Annotated in this window: 9 protein-coding genes; 8 read left to right on the top strand and 1 reads right to left on the bottom strand. The window is 73.6% G+C overall.

Annotated features, from left to right (window positions below; translation table 11 throughout):
• Positions 1-10: 10 nt before the first annotated feature.
• The gene (locus EBO36_RS03335) at positions 11-1,303 is read left to right on the top strand and encodes a DUF58 domain-containing protein (protein WP_122823362.1); all 1,293 of its coding nucleotides are present in this window, start codon (positions 11-13) and stop codon (positions 1,301-1,303) included.
• Positions 1,304-1,318: 15 nt separating this feature from the next.
• Here EBO36_RS03335 and EBO36_RS03330 read toward each other — a convergent pair whose 3' ends face one another.
• Complete coding sequence (locus EBO36_RS03330) at positions 1,319-2,314, bottom strand: stage II sporulation protein M (RefSeq protein WP_122825418.1); 996 nt, start codon at positions 2,312-2,314, stop codon at positions 1,319-1,321.
• An 18-nt stretch (positions 2,315-2,332) separates the two neighbouring features.
• Between EBO36_RS03330 and EBO36_RS03325 the strand changes: the two genes are divergently transcribed.
• From EBO36_RS03325 to EBO36_RS03295, 7 genes are all read left to right on the top strand, one after another.
• A complete protein-coding gene (locus EBO36_RS03325) occupies positions 2,333-3,199 on the top strand; it encodes an RDD family protein (RefSeq protein ID WP_122823361.1) in 867 nt (288 codons plus the stop codon).
• Between the two features lie 140 nt (positions 3,200-3,339).
• Positions 3,340-3,591: an acyl carrier protein gene (locus EBO36_RS03320; protein ID WP_122823360.1), complete on the top strand. Its 252-nt coding sequence runs from the start codon at positions 3,340-3,342 to the stop codon at positions 3,589-3,591.
• Positions 3,592-3,886: 295 nt separating this feature from the next.
• Positions 3,887-6,538 (top strand): glycoside hydrolase family 3 N-terminal domain-containing protein, encoded by a 2,652-nt coding sequence (locus EBO36_RS03315; RefSeq protein WP_187695836.1) that lies wholly within the window; start codon positions 3,887-3,889, stop codon positions 6,536-6,538.
• Positions 6,539-6,761: 223 nt separating this feature from the next.
• Positions 6,762-9,221, top strand: coding sequence for a glycoside hydrolase family 3 N-terminal domain-containing protein (locus tag EBO36_RS03310; protein ID WP_164471320.1), 2,460 nt, complete (start codon positions 6,762-6,764; stop codon positions 9,219-9,221).
• A gap of 303 nt (positions 9,222-9,524) precedes the next feature.
• Positions 9,525-11,846 (top strand): glycoside hydrolase family 3 N-terminal domain-containing protein, encoded by a 2,322-nt coding sequence (locus EBO36_RS03305; RefSeq protein ID WP_187695835.1) that lies wholly within the window; start codon positions 9,525-9,527, stop codon positions 11,844-11,846.
• 380 nt (positions 11,847-12,226) lie between these two features.
• Positions 12,227-13,594 (top strand): quaternary amine ABC transporter ATP-binding protein, encoded by a 1,368-nt coding sequence (locus EBO36_RS03300; protein ID WP_465253913.1) that lies wholly within the window; start codon positions 12,227-12,229, stop codon positions 13,592-13,594.
• The gene (locus EBO36_RS03295) at positions 13,591-14,463 is read left to right on the top strand and encodes an ABC transporter permease (protein ID WP_122823356.1); all 873 of its coding nucleotides are present in this window, start codon (positions 13,591-13,593) and stop codon (positions 14,461-14,463) included. Before EBO36_RS03300 ends, EBO36_RS03295 begins: the two co-directional genes overlap by 4 nt.
• Position 14,464: the final 1 nt, after the last annotated feature.

Genomic DNA, 14,464 nt, shown 5'->3' with positions numbered 1-14,464 from the left:
GGTGACGTCGATGGCAGTGACCGGGCGCGCGGTGGCGCTGGTGGCGGTGGGGCTCGTGCCGGTGCTCCTCCTGCCCCGGCCGGCGACGGTGGGGTGGTGGGTCGCGCTCGTCGTGCTCCTGTGCGGGGTCGACCTCCTCCTCGCCGCTCCGCCACGGCGCCTCGTCCCGGCCCGGGCGGTGCCGGGGGCCGTGCGGCTCGGTGAGCGCACCGCGTGCACCCTCACGCTGACGAACACCGGTGAGCGGACGGTCCGCGCGCTCGTCCGGGACGCGTGGCCGCCGTCCGCGGGCGCGACCGCCAACCGGCACCGCGTCGTCGTCCCCGGTGGCCAGGCCCGGCGGGTTCGCACCACGCTCACGCCCACCCGGCGCGGCGAGCGCGTCGCCGACCTCGTCACCGTGCGCTCCTTCGGCCCCCTCGGCCTCGCCGCGCGCCAGGTCTCCGTCGCCAGCCCGGCACGGCTGCGCGTGCTTCCCGAGTTCGCCTCCCGCCGGCACCTGCCGTCCCGGCTCGCCCGCCTGCGGGAGATGGACGGGCGGGCCGCCGTCCAGGTCCGCGGCCAGGGCACCGAGTTCGACTCCCTGCGCGAGTACGTCGCCGGGGACGACGTCCGGGCCATCGACTGGCGGGCGACCGCCCGGCGCGGGGACGTCGTCGTGCGCACCTGGCGTCCCGAGCGCGACCGGCGGGTGCTCATCGTCCTCGACACCTCGCGCCTGGCGGCTGCCCGGCTCGGGGACGCCCCGCGCCTGGAGGCACAGATCGAGGCGGCGCTGCTGCTCACCGCCCTCGCCAGCCGGGCCGGGGACCGCGTCGACGTCGTCGCCCTCGATGCCACGCCCCGCGCCCGCGTGTCCGGGGTGCACGGCCCGCGCCTCATGTCAGCGGTGGCCGACGCGCTGGCCCCGCTGGAGCCGGCGCTGGTGGAGGTCAGCTGGACCGCGGTGGCCCAGGCGGTACGCGACACGCTCTCCCAGCGCTCGCTCGTCGTCCTGCTCACCGCCCTCGAGCCCGCCGCCGTCGTCACCGGACTGCTCCCGGTGGTCGCCGGGATGAGCAAGGACCACCAGGTGCTCCTCGCCTCCGCGTCGGACCCGGAGGTCGAGGCGCTCCGCCGCGACCGCTCGACGAGCGAGGCGGTCTTCGACGCGGCGGCCGCGGAGCGTGGCGACCTCGAGCGCGACGCCGTCGCCGCCCGGCTGCGTCGCCGCGGCGTCGAGGTGGTCGAGGGCTCGCCCGACGCGCTCCCGCCCGCCCTCGCCGACGCCTACCTCGCCCTCAAGGCGGCGGGCCGGCTCTGACGGGGAGCCGGGACCTCAGCCGGCCTGGGCCTGGGTGTACCCGGCGAGGTCCGGGGCGAGGTCACCGGTGTGGCCCGCACGGACCGCCCGGCGGCCCAGCACGATCGTGTACGTCCAGTAGCCGGCGAGGACGAGCGCGCCGATGGCGATCTTCAGCCAGCCCGGCAGCCCGGACGGCGTGACGAACCCCTCGACGAGCCCGGAGACGCCCAGGACGACGACGAGCCCGAGCGCGACGGTGAACAGCGAGCGCCCCTCCTCGGCGACCGCCCGCGAGCGCGTGCGGGGCCCGGGGCTCACCCACGCCCAGAAGAGCTTGAGGCCCGCCCCACCGGCGATGAAGATCGCCGTGAGCTCCATGAGCCCGTGCGGGAGGATGAGGCCGAAGAACACCTCGAGGCTGCCGTACTCGGCGAGGATGCCCGCGGCCGAGCCGACGCCCACGGCGTTCTGGTAGAGCACGAAGGCGGGGTAGAACCCCGTGATGCCCAGCCCGATGCACTGGGCGGCGATCCACGCGTTGTTGGTCCACACCTGCCCGGCGAAGTCCCCGGCGGGATAGTTGGAGTAGTAGGCCGCGAACGACTCGTCGGCGTACTGCTCGAGCTCCTCCGGGCTGCCGAGCGTCGCCATGGCGGCCGGGTTCGTCGCCACCCACCACCCGCTCACCGCCGCCACGGCGACGAAGGCGACCGTCACGGCGAGGGTCCACCAGCGGAGCCGGTAGAACGCCGCCGGCAGGGACAGGGTGAAGAACGCGGTGACGTCGGCGAGGCGGAGCTCGTGCGCGCCGGCGATGCGCCCACGGGCGGCGGCGAGCAGGGTCGAGAGCCGGGCCACCAGGGCGGGGTCGGGGGCGCTGGTGCGCACGGCCGACAGGTGGGTCGCGCTCGCCTGGTAGAGCCCGACGAGCTCGTCGACCTCCGGGCCGGTGAGCCGGGACCGCTCCGTCAGCGCGCGCAGCCGGTCCCACTGGGGCCCGTGCACCGCGGCGAAGGCGTCGACGTCCACGCCGGTACCCTGCCACACATGCTCACCGGCACCGCTCCCACCCCGGGGGGTTCCGCCACGGCCGGCACCGCCGGCCTGCCGCCGGACCTCATCGTTACCGGCGAGGCCGTGGCGCTGGAGATCCGCCCGGCGTCCTTCCTCCTGCGCATGCTCGGCGGCCTGCTCGACGCCGCCGTCTACGTCGCCGTCCTCATCGCCCTGGTCCTCGCCCTCGCGTCGTCGGCCGGGACGAACCAGGCCCGGTTGCAGACCCTCACCATCGTGAGCCTCGTCGCGGTGGTCATCATCGTCCCGACGGCGGTGGAGACGCTCACCCGCGGGCGCTCCCTGGGCAAGCTCGCCACCGGGGTGCGCATCGTCCGCGACGACGGCGGGCCCATCCGGTTCCGGCACGCCTTCATCCGGGCCCTCACCGGGTTCGGCGAGCTGTGGCTCACCGTCGGGTCGGTCGCCGTCGTGTGCGCCCTCGTCAACAGCCGCGGCAAGCGGGTGGGCGACCTGCTCGCCGGGACGTACGCGGCGCGGGTCCGCGACGACGGCCGGCGCCCCGCGCCGCTCGTCATGCCGCCGGAGCTGGCGGCGTGGGCGGCGACCGCCGACATCCGCGCCCTGCCCGACGGGCTCGCCCTCGCCGCGCGCCGATTCCTCGACCGGACCGGATCCATGGAGCCCGGTGCGCGCCGGGCGCTGGGCAGCCAGCTCGCCGCCCGGATCGAGCCCCTCGTCGCCCCGCCCCCGCCGTGGGGCACCCACCCGGAGCGCTTCGTCGCCGCCGTGCTCGTGGCGCGCCGGGACCGCGAGTACGCCGTCGGGTCCGCCGCGCAGCAGCGCATCGACGCCGAGACCGCCGAGCTGCGCCGGCTCCCGCACGAGATCCCGGACTGACGCGGCGCGGCTCGCCTCCGGGCGCCCGGAGGCCTGGCCCTGCTGCCCGGCACCCGTTCCGGTTGCGGCACTCGGGCGCGCTCGTATGGTCGGGACCCCGTGATGTCGGGGGTTCGAGCACACCGACTGGAGGACCAACGATGGCCACAGGAGAGACCGGGTTCGACGACGTCACGTTCGACCTCATCTCGCTGCAGTACCACTCGCTCAAGGCCGGGCACGACTACGGCCAGTACGTGCGCGACGCCCGCAACGCCGGCAAGGAGGAGATCGCCGCCTTCTTCGAGCGCGTCATGGCGGAGGACTCCGACCGCGCCCACCAGTGCCACCAGTTCCTCGCCGAGCTCGGCGGCACCGACAACACCGCCCCCAAGCCGGGCACGGACGCCTAGGGCACCGACGCCCCCGCAGAGCCGGCGCGGACGACCGCGACGCGGGGGCGTCCCGGCCTAGCCCGGTCGCCGACAGTGCCGTGGTCTCGCGCGGGCGACCTAGACGATCCGCTCCTTCAGCTAGCGCTTCCGGTGCCGTTCAGCATGTGACCCACGCATCACCCATGTCGGCGCTGCGCCCTAGGGTGAGGACGTCAGCGCAGACGTGATGCGTGGCCGCCCCCTTTACACCGCTTCCTTGGGCGTGCCATGCGACGACTGCGCGGCACCCATCAGTGACAAGTTGGAGGAATTGGTGTCCCGTACCCCCCTCACGGCCGGCCGCAAGGCCAGCCTCGTCACGGCGGCCGCAGCGGCCATGCTCGCTGCGTCAGTCGTGCCGGCGAATGCCGCGATCGCTCCGCCGGAGACGCCGGAAGTGATCCTGCAGGTCGTCGACAACATGACGGTCGACCAGCTCATCGGCCAGATGACGTGGACCCACGTCTACGGCAACTCCCCGAACGACACGTCCATGGCGACCACCAACCGGACGCGCTACGGCGTCGACACCCCCGCCCAGGTCGTCGAGAAGTACGACCTCGGCGGCGTCCTCTACTTCGCGTGGGCGAACCCCATCATCGCGAGCAACCCGGCCGCCACCGCCGAGCTGTCGAACGGCCTCCAGGCCGCCTCGACCGGCGACAACGGTTCCGGGATCCCGCTGGCCGTCACCATCGACCAGGAGGGCGGCACCGTCGCCCGCATCGGCGCCCCCGCCACCGTCCTTCCGGGCAACATGTCCCTCGGTGCGTCGTTCGACGAGGAGCTGGCGTACGCGCAGGGAGAGATCCTCGGTAGCGAGATGGCCGCCATGGGGGTGAACGTCGACTTCGCCCCTGTCGTGGACGTCAACTCCAACCCGGCCAACCCGGTCATCGGTATCCGGTCCATGGGCGAGGACCCGGCAACGGTCGCGGCCCTCGGTGCGGCCCAGATCCGCGGCCTGCAGGACCAGAACGTCGGCGCGTCGGCCAAGCACTTCCCCGGCCACGGTGACACCGCCCTCGACTCGCACTACGGGCTCGACACGGTGACCTACGACCGCGCCGAGCTCAACGAGCACCTGCGTCCGTTCGTGTCCGCCATCGAGGCCGACGTCGACATGATCATGACGGCGCACATCATCGTCCAGGCGATCGACCCCGAGCTGCCGGCCACGCTGTCGCACAAGGTCCTCACCGGGCTGCTGCGTGAGGAGATGGGCTTCGACGGTCTCATCACCACCGACGCCCTCGACATGGCCGCACTGAAGAGGCTGCCGGACATGCCCCTCGACGACGCCCAGATCGCCGTCATGGCGATCCAGGCCGGCTCGGACATCCTCCTCAACTCCCCCAACGTCGACGCGTCCTTCGCCGGCGTGCGGGCCGCGATCGCCAGCGGCGACCTCACCCGTGAGCGTCTCGAGGAGTCGGTCACCCGCATCCTCCAGTGGAAGCTCGAGCGTGGTGTGTGGGAGGCCGACCCCACCGTCGACCCCGCCGCCGTCATGCAGACGGTCGGCAATGCCGAGCACCTCGCCACGGCGGACGAGATCTCCGAGCGCGGCGTCACGCTCCTGCGCAACGAGGGCGACGTCCTGCCCCTGAGCGCCGATGACCACATCCTCATGGTCGGGTCGGGTGCCGCATGGCCCGAGCGCATGGGCCCGATGCTCGTGGAGGAGGGGTTCGGCGTCACCGAGCTGTACGAGGACGGCACCTCCCCGACCGCGGGCTACCGCAACAGCGCCGTGGCCGCCGCGCAGTCGCCGGACGTCGACGTCATCGTCTTCGCGTCGTACAACGCGAGCGGCAACGCGGCCCAGCAGCAGATGGTCGCCGCCCTGGCCGCCACGGGCAAGCCCGTCGTGGTCGTGGCGACGCGCAACCCGTACGACATCAACGCGCTCCCGGGCGCGGACGCCGTCCTCAACATCTACGGCATCAACGTCGTCAACTTCCACGGCGCCGTGGCGGCGCTCGCGGGTGACATCAACCCCAGCGCCAAGCTGCCCGTCAACGTCCCCACCGCGGACGGCCAGGGCGTTCTCCTGCCCCTCGGCTTCGGGCTGCGCTACGGGACCGAGGCCGCCCCGGCGCCGGTCGTCTTCACCGACGCGCCGGGCACCGCGGACGACACGATCACCGTCCCGGCCGTCGCCGGAGTCCAGTACCTCGTCGATGGGGAGGCCGTTGCGGCTGGTACCCACCCCGGTGTGGGCGCCGTGACCGTCACCGCGGAGCCCCTCGAGGGCTTCTGGTTCGCCGACGACGCCGTCATGACGTGGACTTTCACGTTCGACGCCACCGCGCCCCTGACGCCGGTGACGCCGGCCGCGGTGGTGTTCACCGACGAGCCCGGCACGGCCGGGGACACGTTCACCATCCCCGAGGTCGAGGGCGTGGAGTACGTCATCGACGGCGAGCCGGTCGCGGCAGGCAGCTACCCGGCCAGCGGGACCGTCAGCCTCACCGCTCGCGCCCTTGACGGGTACGTCCTCACCGACGACGCGACGACGGCGTGGACGTTCACCTTCGACGCCACCGCCCCGACCGAGCCCCCCACGGACGAGCCCACCGAGGAGCCCACCACCGAGCTCCCCACGGACGAGCCCACCGAGGAGCCCACCACCGAGCTCCCCACGGACGAGCCCACCGAGGAGCCCACCACCGAGCTCCCCACGGACGAGCCCACCGAGGAGCCCACCACCGAGCTCCCCACGGACGAGCCCACCGAGGAGCCCACCACCGAGCTCCCCACGAATGAGCCCACCACCCCGGGCGGCGGCAACGCGCCGTCCACGGGCGGCAGCCACCTGCCGTCCACGGGCGCCGAGACCACCGGCCTGCTGGCCGGCGGCCTGCTCCTGCTCGCCCTGGGCGCCGGCGCGGTCCTCGTCACCCGCCGCCGCCTGACCCACTGAGGCACCCCGGACCGACGCCCACCGGCTGACGTCTGACGCACCACCCGCGAGCGGGGGTGCTCCCCACGGGGAGCACCCCCGCTCCCGCATGTCGGGGCGCCGCCCGCGCGTCACTCGCAGGCCGGACCAGGAAGCCTCGCGTAAACCATTGACGCCCCTGGGGGTGCGGCATACCGTCCGAGTGAGCCTGCACCGGTGCGGGCTCCCCACACATGGAGGTGTCGTGCACCGCTCCCGTTCCCGCTCGTCCCGTTCACGCCCGGTCCTGCGCACCGGCGTCGTCGCCGCGGCGGCGACCTGCGTGCTCGCCGCCGGCATGGTCCCGGCCAACGCCGCTGTCCCACCACCCACCTCCGACGAGGCGATCGCGGCCGTCGTCGACGGGATGAGCCTGCGGCAGCTCATCGGTCAGATGACGTGGACGCAGGTCTACGGCAACACGGGCGACCACGCCGGCCACACCTACGGGAACCCCGTTCAGAGCAACCCGGCCCGTTACGGGGTCGACACCCCTGCGGAGGTCATCGAGGAGTACGACCTCGGCGGCGTCCTCTACTTCGCGTGGTCCAACCCGGTGGTGGTCAACGACCCCGCGGGCACCGCGGAGCTGTCGAACGACCTCCAGGCGGCCTCGGTCGGGGACGAGGGATCCGGCATCCCGCTCGCGGTCACCATCGACCAGGAGGGCGGCATCGTCGCCCGCATGGCGAGCCCCGTCACCGTGTTCCCGGGCAACATGGCCCTCGGCGCGACGTACGACCCGATGCTCGCCTACGCCCAGGGCTCCGTCCTGGGCAGGGAGCTCGCGTCCGTGGGCGTCAACGTCGACTTCGCCCCCGTCGTCGACGTCAACACCAACCCCGCAAACCCGGTCATCGGGGTGCGGTCGATGGGCGAGAACCCCGAGGCGGTGGCGGCGCTCGGCGTCGGCCAGCTCACCGGGCTGCAGGACAACGGCGTCGGTGCGGCGGCGAAGCACTTCCCCGGCCACGGCGACACGGTGAACGACTCGCACTACGGCCTGCCGGTGGTCGACTACGACCGCGCGACCCTCGACCGGCACCTCCTGCCGTTCAAGGCCGCCATCGAGGCCGGCGTCGACATGGTCATGACGGCGCACATCATCGTCGAGGCCATCGACGACGAGATGCCCGGCACCCTGTCCCACGACGTCCTCACCGGCCTGCTCCGCGAGGAGATGGGCTTCGACGGCCTCATCACCACCGACGCGCTCGACATGGCGGCGCTCAAGCAGCTCCCCGGCAACCCGCTCACCGACGGTGAGATCGCCGTCCTCGCCATCCAGGCGGGCTCCGACATCCTTCTCATGTCCCCGGACGTCCCCGCGACGTTCGAGGCGATCACCGAGGCCGTCGAGAACGACGAGCTCACCCGCGAGCGCCTGGAGGAGTCCGTCACCCGGATCCTCGAGTGGAAGGTCGACCGGGGCGTGTGGACGCCCGACCCGTACGTCGACGTCGACGCCGTCGACGCCGTCGTCGGCAACGCCGAGCACCTCGCCGTCGCGGACGAGATCGCCGACCGGTCCCTCACCCTGCTCCGCAACGAGGACAACGTCCTGCCGCTGAGCACGGACGACTCGGTCTTCGTCACCGGCTGGGGCGCCACCGGCGTGCCGAACCTCACCGCGGCCCTCGCCGCGCGCGGCGCGGACGCCACGGCCCACCCCGCCGCCGCCCCCACCGACGCGGACATCGCGGCCGCGGTCGCGGCCGCCCAGGGGCACGACGCCATCCTCGTCATGACGAACGTCTCGGGGCTGACCGCGGCCGACGCGGCCGCGCAGCGGGCCTATCTCGCCGCGCTCGTGGCCACTGACATCCCGGTCATCCACGTCCCGGTGCGCAACCCCTACGACGTCAACTGGGCCATGGCCGACGCGCAGCTCGCCACGTACAGCTACCAGGCGCCGTCGCTCAACTCCCTCGCCGACGCCGTCCTCGGCACCGTCAACCCGAGCGGCCGCCTGCCGGTCAACATCCCCGGCGCCGTCGCCGGCGAGGTCATGTACCCCCTCGGCTACGGCATCAGCTACGGCACGGCGGTCACTCCCGCGGCGCCGACCTTCACGGACCAGCCGGGCACCGCGAACGACTCCTTCACCATCCCGGCCACCGAGGGCGTGGAGTACGTCGTCGGGGAGGGCGACGACGCCGAGGTCCGCGAGGCCGGGACCTACCCCGGTGAGGGCGCCGTCGCGATCGCCGCGGTCCCGCTCGAGGGCTACTACCTCGCGTGGGACGCCGAGGCGCTGTGGGCGCACGAGTTCGACGCCGCCGGCGAGGAGCCGACGACCCCGGACCCGGACCCCACCACGCCCGGCCCGGAGCCCACCACCCCGGGCCCGGAGCCCACGACCCCCGGCGGCGACGTCTACTACGAGAACTGCGACGCCGCGCGCGCCGCCGGTGCAGCACCCGTGCACCGGGGCGAGCCCGGGTACGGCACGCACCTCGACCGTGACCGGGACGGCGTCGGCTGCGAGGACTCCAGCGGCGGCGGAGGCCCCACGGCACCGGGCGGTGACGGCCCGAGCAGGCCGCCCCGCGGGAACCTGCCCAGCACGGGCGCGGAGGCGACCGGCCTCGTCGCCGGGGCGCTGCTGCTCCTCGCGCTCGGCGCCGGAACGGTCCTCGCCGTGCGCCGCCGCCAGACGCGCTGACGGCCCCGCGCTGACGTAGCACCACCCGAGCGGGGGTGCCCTCTTCGGAGGGCACCCCCGCTCCGCTGTGGGCCCTGGCCCCAGCGCCCGGCCCGCCGGACGCACCGGGGCCCGCCGCGGCACCCCTGCACCGCCCGGCTCACCGCGGCGACCGTGCGGAAGTCGCTTTCACCGCGAAGATCGTAGACAAAAGTTTGTGACCCGCGGCCCGGGTCGGTCGTAGTGTCCGGCGTGCCGAGCCCGCGCCGAGGTGGGCTCCCCTCACCTGGAGGTCACGTGCACGGTTCACGCCCCCGGTCGGTCTTGCGCACAGGAGTCGTCGCCGCCGCAGCGGCGTGCGTGCTCGCCGGCAGCATGGTTCCCGCGAGCGCCGCCGAACCCGTCCCCGGGTCGAGCGCCGAGATCGAGGCGATCATCGACGGCATGTCGGTCGACGAGAAGATCGGCCAGCTCATCTGGAACCACGTCTACGGCTCGTCCGCCGACGACGCCACCTACGCCACGCAGAACAGCGGCCGGTACGGCGCGGGGATCACCACCCCGGCCCAGGTCGTGGAGAAGTACCACCTGGGCGGCGTCCTCTACTTCGCGTGGGCGGGGAACACGGCCAGCCCACAGGCCACCGCCACGCTCTCCAACGGCCTCCAGCAGGCGGCGCTCGACGCGGACCCGGGGATCCCGCTGGCGATCACCATCGACCAGGAGGGCGGCCGGGTGGCGCGGCTGACCGCACCGGCCACCGTGCTGCCCAGCACCATGGCCCTCGGCGCCACCTTCGACGAGGCGCTCGCCCGCGCCCACGGCGAGATCCTCGGCTCGGAGATGGGCGCCGTCGGCGTCAACGTCGACTTCGCCCCCGTCCTCGACGTCAACACCAACCCCGCCAACCCGGTCATCGCCGACCGCTCCATGGGGGAGGACCCGGAGACCGTCGCCAGGCTGGGCGCGGCCCAGATCGAGGGCATCCAGGCCTACGACGTCGCGGCCGCCGCCAAGCACTTCCCCGGCCACGGGGACACCGCGGTCGACTCCCACACCGGCCTGCCCATCGTCACGTACGACCGCGCCACCCTCGACCAGCACCTCATCCCGTTCGAGGCGGCCATCGACGCCGACATCGACATGGTGATGACGGCGCACATGATCGTCGAGGCGATCGACCCCGAGCTGCCCGGGACCCTGTCCCCCAAGGTGCTCACCGAGCTGCTCCGCGAGGAGATGGGCTTCGACGGTCTCATCGTCACCGACTCGCTCGGCATGGCCGCGCTGCGCCTCGTCGAGGGCGAGGACGGCGAGCCCCTCGACGACGCCGACATCGCCGCCATGGCGATCATGGCGGGGGCGGACGTCCTCCTCAACCCGCCGAACATGGACGCGACGATCGCGGGCGTCAAGGGTGCCCTCGCCGACGGGCGGATCACCGAGGACCGCCTCGACGCCTCGGTCCGCCGCATCCTCGAGTGGAAGGTCGAGCGCGGCGTGTGGGCGGACCCCATGGTCGACGTCGACGCGGTGATGGACGTCGTCGGCAACGACGAGCACCTCGCTGCGGCCGACGAGATCGCCGAGCGCGCCGTCACGCTGCTGCGCAACGACGACGACCTGCTCCCCCTCGACCCGGAGGAGGACTCCGTCCTCATGGTCGGCGCCGGCTCCGGCTGGCCCGAGCTCATGGGCCCGATGCTCGCCGAACGCGGGTTCACCGTGACCGAGGACTACGAGGACGGCACGTCGCCGTCCGAGGAGTACCGGGCGCGCGCGGTCGCCGCGGCCCCCGACCACGACGTCGTCGTCTTCACCTCGAACAACGCCACGGGGAACGCCGCGCAGCAGGCCATGGTCGCCGCCCTGGCCGAGACCGGCACGCCGGTCGTCGTGGTCGCCACCCAGCACCCCTACGACGTCAGCGTGTTTCCCGACGCGGACGCCGTCCTCAACACCTACGGCTTCACGACGACCAGCTTCCACGGCGCCGTCGCCGCCCTCACCGGCGACGTCAACCCCAGCGGCCGGCTCCCGGTCAACGTCCCCGAGGCCGACGGCAGCGGCGTCCTCTTCCCGCTCGGGTTCGGCCTGCGGTACGTCATCGAGGTGACGCCGACAGCGGTGGCGTTCACCGACGAGCCGGGCACGGCCCAGGACACGTTCACGATCCCCGAGACCGAGGGCGTGGAGTACGTGATCGGCGGCGAGCCCGTCGAGGCGGGCACCTACCCCGGGACCGGGACCGTCGCCGTCACCGCCCGCGCCGTCGAGGGTTACGCCCTCACCGACGGCGCGGTCGCCACGTGGACCCACACCTTCGACGCGACGGCGCCCACCGAGCCACCCACCGACGGCCCCACGGAGCCGCCCACGGACGGACCCACCGAGCCGCCCACGGACGGACCCACCGAGCCGCCCACGGACGGACCCACGGAGCCGCCGACGACGGCTCCCCCGCCCACCGACGACCCGAGCGGGCGGCCGGACCCGAGCGGGCGGCCGGACCCGGCCGGTCCCCCGCCCCGCGGCGGGAACCTGCCCAGCACGGGCGTCGAGAGCACCGGGCTCCTGGCGGGCGGCGCGCTCCTGCTCGCCATCGGCGCGCTCCTCGCCACCCGGCGGCGACTGACCAGCCGCTGACGCCGGCCCGACCTCGCCACCCCGCAGCGGGGGTGCTCCTCGAGGAGCACCCCCGCTGCGGCATATCCGGACAATGCCGACGCGACGTGCGCCACACCGGGTCTCGGCCGGTACGGCAACCCAGGGGGCATGTCAACGTCACAACCGTGTAACAATCTCGCCAGCCTGCAAAGGTGCAGGTCAGGGCGTTGCGTCTCGGACGCTGGACCACCCCCGGCACCTGCTGGGGGGCGCCAGGTCGTTGGCGCACGTCCGACCCGGCTGGCATGGTGGAGGACATCCCCATCCCCACCATGCGATGCCCGTCGTGCCCGACGCGGTGATCGTAAGCAGCCGCGCGCCCCTTGGCCGCGGCCGTCTGAGAACACTGCGAGGTGAATGTGAGCGCACTACGCGCTGAGAACGTCTACAAGGTCTTCGGACGCCGCCCCCAGGAGGTCGTCCGCCGCATGAGGACCGGGGCGTCCCGCGAGGACGTCCGCTCCCTGGGGACCGCCGCCGTCATCGACGCCTCCTTCGAGGTGGCCAAGGGCGAGACCTTCGTCGTCATGGGCCTGTCCGGGTCGGGCAAGTCCACGCTCATCCGGATGCTCAACGGGCTCCTCACGCCGACGTCGGGGCGGATCCTCCTCGGCGAGGACAGCGTCTCCGACGTCTCCCCCGCCGCTCTGCGCGAGCTCCGCCGGACGCGGGTGTCCATGGTCTTCCAGCACTTCGCGCTGCTGCCCCACCGCAGCGTCCTCGACAACGCCGCCTACCCCCTGGAGATCCAGGGCGTGAGCAAGGCCGAGCGGCGCGAGCGTGCCGCCGAGGCGCTGCGCATGACGGGTCTCGGCGGCTGGGAGAGCTCGCTGCCCTCGCAGCTCTCCGGCGGCATGCGCCAGCGCGTGGGCCTGGCCCGCGCCCTGGCCGCGGACACGGACATCCTCCTCATGGACGAGGCCTTCTCGGCGCTCGACCCGCTCATCCGACGGGAGATGCAGGAGCAGCTCCTCGAGCTCCAGGCCTCCCTGGGCAAGACCATCGTCTTCATCACCCACGACCTCAACGAGGCGATGTTCCTCGGCGACCGCATCGCCGTGATGCGCGACGGGCGGATCGTCCAGCTGGACACCGCCGAGACGATCCTGTCCGCCCCCGCCGACGAGTACGTGGCGAAGTTCGTCGCCGACGTCGACCGCTCGCGGGTCATCACCGCCGGGTCGCTCATGCGCCGCCCGAAGGCCGTCGTGACGATCTCCGCCGGTCCGAACCGCGCCCTGCGCGAGATGCGCGACGCGCAGGTCTCCGCCGCCTACGTCACCGACCGCGACCGCACCCTCCGGGGCGTCGTGTACGACGCCGAGGTGGTCCAGGCGCAGCGCGCGGGCGCCACCGAGCTTGCCGGGGTGCTCCACGAGGACAGCACCGCGGTGCACGAGAGCACGGCCCTCGCGGACGTCTTCGCCCCGGCCGCCGAGTCGCTGCTGCCGATCGCCGTCGTCGACGACCACCAGCGCCTGATCGGGGTGATCCCCCGCATCGACCTGCTCCAGGCCATGGCGCCGGCCGAGGCGGTGGCGCCCGCCGACGAGCCGCCCGCCGAGGCGGTGGCGCCCGCCGAGGAGCCGCGGGCCGAGGCGGTGGCGCCTACCGAGGTGACCGCGCCCGCGGGGGAGACCGGGGTGCCGGTCGAGCCTGCGCCCCCCGGCCCGGCACGCGGCCGGCACGCCGTCGAGGACCCGACCACCACCGGAGGCGCACGATGAACGAGACCCTCTTCCGTCTGCCCGTCGGCGAGTGGGCCGACGCCTTCGTCGACGTCCTCACCGACAACCTCGACCGCGTCTTCGACGTCATCGGCACCGGCGTCGACACCCTCTTCGACGGTGCCGAGCTTGCGCTCGCCGGGCCCGCCCCGTGGGTCGTCGCCCTCGTCCTCGCCGCCGCGGCGTTCTTCGCCAAGGGGTGGCGGCTGGCCCTCGGCTCGCTCGTCGGGCTGGCCGTGATCTACGGCGTCGACCAGTGGGAGAACGCCATGTCGACGCTCGCCCTGGTCCTCGTGGCCTCGCTCATCGCCGTCGCCGTCGGCATCCCGCTGGGCGTGTGGGCGGCCCGCAACGGCCACGTCTCGCGAGCCCTGCGCCCCGTGCTCGACTTCATGCAGACGATGCCCGCGTTCGTCTACCTCATCCCGGCCGTGGTCCTCTTCCGCGTCGGCGTCGTCCCCGGCGTCGTCGCGACGATCATCTTCGCCATGGCGCCCGGCGTGCGCCTCACCGAGCTGGGCATCCGGCAGGTGGACAGCGAGGTCGTCGAGGCCGGGCACGCCTTCGGTGCGACGCCGGGGCGCATCCTGCGCCAGATCCAGCTCCCGCTCGCCCTGCCCACGATCATGGCGGGCCTCAACCAGGTGATCATGCTCGCGCTGTCCATGGTGGTCATCTCCGGCATGGTCGGCGCGCCGGGCCTGGGCCAGGACGTCGTCCAGGCGCTGCAGACGGTCAACATCGGGCTCGGCGTGGAGGCGGGCCTGTCGGTCGTCATCCTCGCGATGATCCTCGACCGCGTGACCGCCGCCCTCGGCGACCGCGCCCCGGTGGCGAAGGCCCTGCGGGTGCGCGCGGCCTCCGACTGAG

Source organism: Georgenia faecalis (assembly GCF_003710105.1).
In the GTDB taxonomy this organism is placed as follows: Bacteria; Actinomycetota; Actinomycetes; order Actinomycetales; family Actinomycetaceae; genus Georgenia_A; species Georgenia_A faecalis.
Note: the sequence above shows the minus strand (reverse complement) of the source record. Positions and strands in the feature narration are given on the sequence as shown.